Source organism: Inquilinus limosus MP06 (genome assembly GCF_000767795.1).
GTDB lineage: Bacteria > Pseudomonadota > Alphaproteobacteria > DSM-16000 > Inquilinaceae > Inquilinus > Inquilinus limosus_E.
Genome location: NZ_JANX01001138.1, coordinates 1 through 531, shown reverse-complemented (window position 1 = coordinate 531; position 531 = coordinate 1). Strand labels below are relative to the sequence as shown.

Here is a 531-nt window from a genome sequence, read left to right as displayed (position 1 = left end):
TATTGGCGCCGATGAAATGTGGCTGGGCGTCGTCACCAATCCCGCAGAAATCTTGGCTTACGCCACGTCGGCTCTCGCCATCGACAGCCTCTCCCCCTACCCCCTCCCGCAAGGGGAGGGGGAGTGTGGAAAGTAAGGGCCGGTTCAGATGATCGAATTCTGAAAAGGTCCCGCAAGCGGGAGAGGCAATATGAGGCGGTCCTTAGCCGCGCCGCGTGCCTTCGAGCACTTGGCGCTGGCGGCGGAACAGGCCGGCGATGGCCTCGGCCACGGCGCGGACGGCGGCGTCGCGGCGCAGGTCGCCATGCAGCATCAGGTGGATGTCCTCGGCCAACTCCGGCACCGGGCCGCCGAGGCGCAGCAGCCGGTCGTCGGCATCGCCCAGAAAGCAGGGCAGCAGCGCCACGCCGAGCCCGTCGGCGGCCGCCCGATGGCGCAGATACACCTCGCCCAGACGGCAGCGCAGGACGCCCTGCGCCGCCGCCGCGTCGAACCAGGCGGATTGCGACGGCGTCCGCTCCGGCTCCGGCA

1 pseudogene is annotated in these 531 nt (G+C 69.7%); it reads right to left on the bottom strand.

Annotated features, from left to right (window positions below):
• Positions 1-202: 202 nt before the first annotated feature.
• Positions 203-531, bottom strand: a pseudogene (locus P409_RS35655) (hypothetical protein); the annotation flags it as partial.